General features: G+C 45.6%; 6 protein-coding genes. 5 read left to right on the forward strand and 1 reads right to left on the reverse strand.

From position 1 onward, the window contains the following. The coding region (gene holA, locus AC1DSE_RS29340; RefSeq protein WP_477528633.1) for a DNA polymerase III subunit delta at window positions 1–864 on the forward strand (864 nt) is incomplete at its 5' end. A 162-nt stretch (window positions 865–1,026) separates the two neighbouring features. Here holA and rpsT read toward each other — a convergent pair. Further along, window positions 1,027–1,299, reverse strand: coding sequence for a 30S ribosomal protein S20 (rpsT, locus tag AC1DSE_RS29345; protein WP_053376847.1), 273 nt, complete (start codon window positions 1,297–1,299; stop codon window positions 1,027–1,029). 217 nt (window positions 1,300–1,516) lie between these two features. Between rpsT and gpr the strand changes: the two genes are divergently transcribed. The 4 genes from gpr to AC1DSE_RS29365 all read left to right on the forward strand — a co-directional run. Further along, window positions 1,517–2,524 (forward strand): GPR endopeptidase, encoded by a 1,008-nt coding sequence (gene gpr, locus AC1DSE_RS29350; protein WP_339203486.1) that lies wholly within the window; start codon window positions 1,517–1,519, stop codon window positions 2,522–2,524. A 203-nt stretch (window positions 2,525–2,727) separates the two neighbouring features. Beyond that, window positions 2,728–3,981, forward strand: coding sequence for a stage II sporulation protein P (gene spoIIP, locus AC1DSE_RS29355; RefSeq protein WP_477528634.1), 1,254 nt, complete (start codon window positions 2,728–2,730; stop codon window positions 3,979–3,981). A gap of 17 nt (window positions 3,982–3,998) precedes the next feature. Next, complete coding sequence (locus AC1DSE_RS29360; protein WP_441881052.1) at window positions 3,999–4,436, forward strand: hypothetical protein; 438 nt, start codon at window positions 3,999–4,001, stop codon at window positions 4,434–4,436. An 80-nt stretch (window positions 4,437–4,516) separates the two neighbouring features. After that, a partial coding sequence (locus AC1DSE_RS29365) for a GTP-binding protein (RefSeq protein ID WP_477528635.1) occupies window positions 4,517–5,410 on the forward strand: 894 nt, incomplete at its 3' end.

The raw sequence follows: 5,410 nt of genomic DNA on the forward strand, positions 1-5,410 counted from the left end.
ACCTCGATTGAAGAAGCGGTTCTTGAAGCGGAAACATCGCCTTTTTTTGTGCAGCGGAAGCTGATTTTGATACGAGATGCGACTGTGCTGTGTGCTGGAGGCAAGGAAGGCGGAAAGCTTGAGCATCGTCCTGAGAAGCTGATTCAGTATATGGAGTATCCTTCAGAGACATCCATTATCGTTATTTCTGTCCAATCAGAGAAGCTGGATGAACGTCGAAAGCTTGTAAAAACGTTAAAGGATCGTCATTCCTTAGTTCCGTTCCCTGAACTCGATGCGGCTCAGCTTAAGCAATGGATGATTAAGCGGGCAACAGATCAGCAAAGAACCTTGTCTTCAGATGCGGCTGAGCTGCTCCTATCACGCGCTGGAGCGAATATGCAGCAATTGTCGCAGGAAGTGGACAAGCTGTGCTTGCACGCGGGAACAGGCGGTGTCATTGATGTAGAGACGGCATCTATGCTAACTGCAGCAACAGTTGAGGAGGACGTATTTGCGCTTGTGGATGCGATCGCTGAGCTTCGCATTGACAAGGCTATTCGTCTATACAGAGAATTGCTGGTTCGTCGTGAAGAACCAATCAAGATCGCCGCTCTTATCGCTAGGCAATTAAGAATCATGCTGCAAATCAAAGAGCTGGAGCAGCATCACTATTCCCCTCAGCAAATGGCTGGCCAATTAGGCTTGCATCCATACGCAGTCAAGCTTGCCGCGGAGAAAAGCCGGAAATTTCAAGTGGCTAGACTTGGCAGGCTGCTGGCTTCACTTGCAGATCTCGATTATAAAATGAAAACCGGAGCAATTGATAAAACGCTCGGTTTAGAGCTGTATTTGCTTTCACTTGGCATGGAGAAGGGCGCATAGCGTTCTTTCCATTGCCTTTTTTTTATGTGAAAAGCTGATAAGCAGCATGGAACAACAAAAAAGCTTCACCGCTCGATAAGAGCAGTGAAGCTTTTTTTGTTGTGCTAAACGAATTTCAGTTGACCAGATGGACAACGTCATTCGTATGAGCGGTTATCTTGCTTAGGCTTGAGCCGAAAGGGCATTCAGACGTTTAGCAAGACGAGATTTTTTGCGGGAAGCCGCATTTTTATGAATCAGGCCTTTAGTTGCTGCTTTGTCCAACTTTTTCGTTGCAGCGATAAGAGCTGCTTTAGCAGCATCTACATCAGTGCCAGCGATAGCTTGGTCAGCAGATTTAACGGCCGAACGAAGTGCGGATTTTTGGGATGCATTCAAAGCACGACGCTTTTCACTTGTTTTAACGCGTTTAATCGCGGATTTAATATTTGGCATGGAATTCACCTCCTAAACTGTTTACAACGGTTTATCTACATCATAAACCTAGACAACACAACTTAAAGTATATTATCATGCCACTCCTCAAAAAGCAATAGCAGGAAGCTCCTTATAAAAACTGTATTCCGTAAGGATGAAGGCTCATCTACGAGTATGAAAATAATCCATCTGCAAACAATAACATCAGAACTGGTGTTTGAAGGGAGAATGAGCAATGGAGAACGAACTTGATTTGCAAAAATATAATGTTAGAACAGACTTGGCGCTTGAAGCGAAGGAGATGGCAGAGGCGCCAAGCGGCGGGCCTATACCAGGCATACAATCCGAAACTTCTGAAGATGAAGGAATAACGATTACGCAGTTGCATGTTCAAAACGAACAAGGCGCTCAGGCCATTGGCAAAATGCAAGGGCATTATGTGACGATTGAGGTTCCGGAGCTGCGAAAAGGGGATACGGGACTGCAGGATAGGGTGGCGACACAGTTTGCCAAACATTTTGAAGCTTTCCTTGAACGGTTGTCCATAAGTAAAACAGCGCGAGTTCTAATTGTAGGTTTAGGCAATTGGAATGTTACGCCTGATGCGCTTGGTCCAATTGTTGTTGAGAATGTAATGGTCACTCGCCATTTTTTCGAGCTGATGCCTGATCAAGTGGCGCCTGGTTATCGCGCGGTAAGTGCGGTAGCGCCTGGAGTGCTTGGCATAACGGGTATAGAATCCAGTGAAATCGTTCAAGGTATCGTTGAGAAGACGAGTCCGGAACTCGTCATTGCGATTGATGCATTGGCATCTAAAGCATTAGAGAGAGTGAATACAACGATCCAAATTGCAGATACAGGCATTCATCCAGGCTCTGGCATCGGGAATAAACGAAAAGGGCTTACAAAAGAAATTTTAGGTGTCCCGGTCATTGCGATCGGAGTGCCTACCGTTGTTTATGCTTCGACCATCGTCAACAACACACTTGAGATGATGAGCAGTCATTTTAAGAAACAAAGCGCAAACTCGGATCAAATTTTAGGTTTGGTAAATCAGATGGAAGAAAACGAGAGGCTGCAGCTTGTCAGGGAAGTGCTCAGTCCGCTTGGCCATGATCTGCTGGTTACGCCAAAGGAAATTGATGAATTTATAGAGGATATCGCCAACATTATAGCAAGCGGGCTAAATGCATCGCTGCACGAAGCGGTTGATTCAAGCAATGTTGCGGCGTATACGCATTAAATTCCTAGGATAATTAAGAAGGAAGCTTTCTAAAGGCATAACCTTTGGACAGCTTCTTTTTTTTGCGCGATTCGCTATTTTGTATCCCTATAACTCTATCAACGCTAATTATTCCACATAGATTTGGTTCTATGAACTCTATCACTCTCATAGTTTAGTAGTGACTAATGGGCTAGCACTATGAAGCGGGAGGTAATAAACCAATGAAAAGAAAAATTATGCTGCTTGATATAGGGAAGGAAAGTAGACGAGTGAGACAATTGCTAGTAACGGGACGTACATTCGCGTTGCTCTCATTTTGCTCAATGGTATTTTTTATTTTGTTAGGAGCAGCGGGTATGGYGCATCAGCAAACGACAGCTTCGCCTGTAAATTCAATGAAAGGTTTTGCTGCTGCTGTATCGAGCGGTTTTTTTGGGGATATGCTAGAGATGGAGATGCCTGCATTTCAAAGCAGTCGAGAGACAGATACGTTTACATCAAAGCAAATTAGCGCGTTTCTTATGAGAGCTTTAACAGATATTAATCCTAACGATCCCAAAAGCCTGCTTGCAGGCGAGCTGCCTGGCATGGGGGTTAATGATGCTTACTTAATACGCAAAGGCATCGGTACGGATACAGCGGTGGGGCCGGAAGATAATGCACCGATTACATATGATCCGCTTGGCGAATTGCATGAGGATACAGGAACAGATGTATCGAATAATGGGACGACAGAAGGAAATGAGGAGGAGCCGCTGCCGGTACAGACAGACAAGCCATCTTCAGGAACTGGCGAAGGTGATAACGGGGAGCCGGCGAAACCTACGACTGGCGGAAAAAAAGTGGCTTTTATCTATCACTCGCATAATCGCGAATCCTGGTACCCTGAGCTGACAGACAAGAAGAAAGATCCGAATTCTAGTACAAAAAATATTACACTGGTTGGCAAACGACTTGCCCAGAAGCTGGAGGAGAAGGGTGTAGGCGCACAGCACTCGAACACCGATTATCCAACGGCGATTAAAGGTTATGATTGGAACTATTCCTATAAATATTCGATGAAAACGGTGAAAGAAGCCATTGCCAGCAGCAAGGATTTGAAGTTTTTCTTCGATCTTCACCGGGACTCGCAGAGGCGGAAAGAAACGACCATCGATATTGATGGCAAAAGCTATGCGCAGGTTTATTTCATTATCGGCCATAAAAATCCCAATTGGGAAAAAAATGAAGCCTTTGCGACAAAAATTCATGAAGCGCTCGAAAAAAAATATCCAGGCATCTCTCGCGGAATTTGGGGCAAAACAGCCTCATCAGGCAATGCYGAATACAATCAATCGCTAGCTGAGGATAATGTCCTTATAGAAGTAGGGGGCGTAGACAACACCCTCGAAGAGTCCTATCGAACAGCGGATGCGCTAGCAGCAGTTATTTCCGAAATTTACTGGGCAGACGAGAAGGCATCAACAAAAAAGTAGGAGGGGGCGAAGAATAAGTGAAACGAAATGCGCTAAAATGGACGGTGCTGGGCGGTGCTTTGGCGATAATCATCATGTATGGCATTGATATGTCCTCTTCGGGCATCGAGCGTATATATGGACCTATAGAAGGCTCAAGCGGGTACACAGAGATTCTGCAGACAGAGCAGAATGTGCAGCCAGTTAATGATTTTCAGAAGGAACAGCAGCAAAAGATTGCCCAGCTTGAGCAGGAGCTTAAAGAACTAAAGCGACTTGCTGCATATGATGACGAAACCACAGGAGAAACGGCCGAAACCTTTCCTGCCGAAAATGAAAGGATGCCTGGTCTTCCGCTTAAGAGTGACCAGCCGGCAGTAAATAAGATCGCAGATTCAACCTCTGGTTTGCTGCAAAATATGTCAAGTGAAGGCATTCGAATGGTCGTATCTATATTCGATGGGCTGACGAAGTGATAATGAACATTGCTGGTCTTCCCCTTAACTGATATAATAGGAGGAATGATTAGCATTATTGGAAATTGTGGGGGTTAGGCATGACTGACGTACGTGACCGACAAAAGAGAATTAGGAATTTTTCCATTATCGCGCATATAGACCACGGAAAGTCTACGCTTGCTGACCGGATCTTAGAATTTACCGGCGCTTTGACATCTCGCGAGATGCAAGAGCAGGTTCTTGACAAAATGGATTTGGAGCGGGAACGCGGAATTACCATCAAGCTGCAAGCGGTACGCTTGGCATATAAGGCAGATGACGGGATCGAGTATATACTCAATCTGATTGACACGCCTGGACACGTCGACTTTACATACGAGGTTTCACGCAGTCTCGCTGCTTGTGAAGGTGCTTTGCTCGTTGTTGACGCTGCGCAAGGCATTGAAGCGCAAACGCTGGCTAACGTATACTTGGCGTTAGACAACAATTTGGAGATCGTACCTGTTATTAACAAGATCGATTTGCCAAGTGCGGAGCCTGAACGGGTAAAGCAGGAAATCGAAGATGTCATTGGATTAGACGCCAGCGACGCGGTACTTGCTTCCGCAAAAGCGGGAATCGGCATTAAGGAAATACTGGAGCAGGTTGTTACGAAGATGCCTTCACCAGAAGGAGATCCAGATCAGCCGCTTAAAGCGCTTATTTTTGACTCCCATTATGATCCATACAAAGGCGTTATCGTTTATGTACGGGTTATGGATGGAAGCATCAAAGCAGGCAATAAAATTAAGTTTATGGCAACGGGAGCAGAATTCGAGGTCATCGAGGTTGGGGCATTCATGCCGAACATGGCGATCGTGAAGGAGCTTGCGGTTGGTGATGTTGGTTTTGTCGTTGCGGGCATCAAGAACGTGAAGGACACGCGTGTCGGTGATACAATTACGGATGCGAAGAAACCTGCACCAGAACGTCTGCCAGGCTATCGTCAGATT

This window comes from Paenibacillus sp. 01L418, from assembly GCF_056400045.1.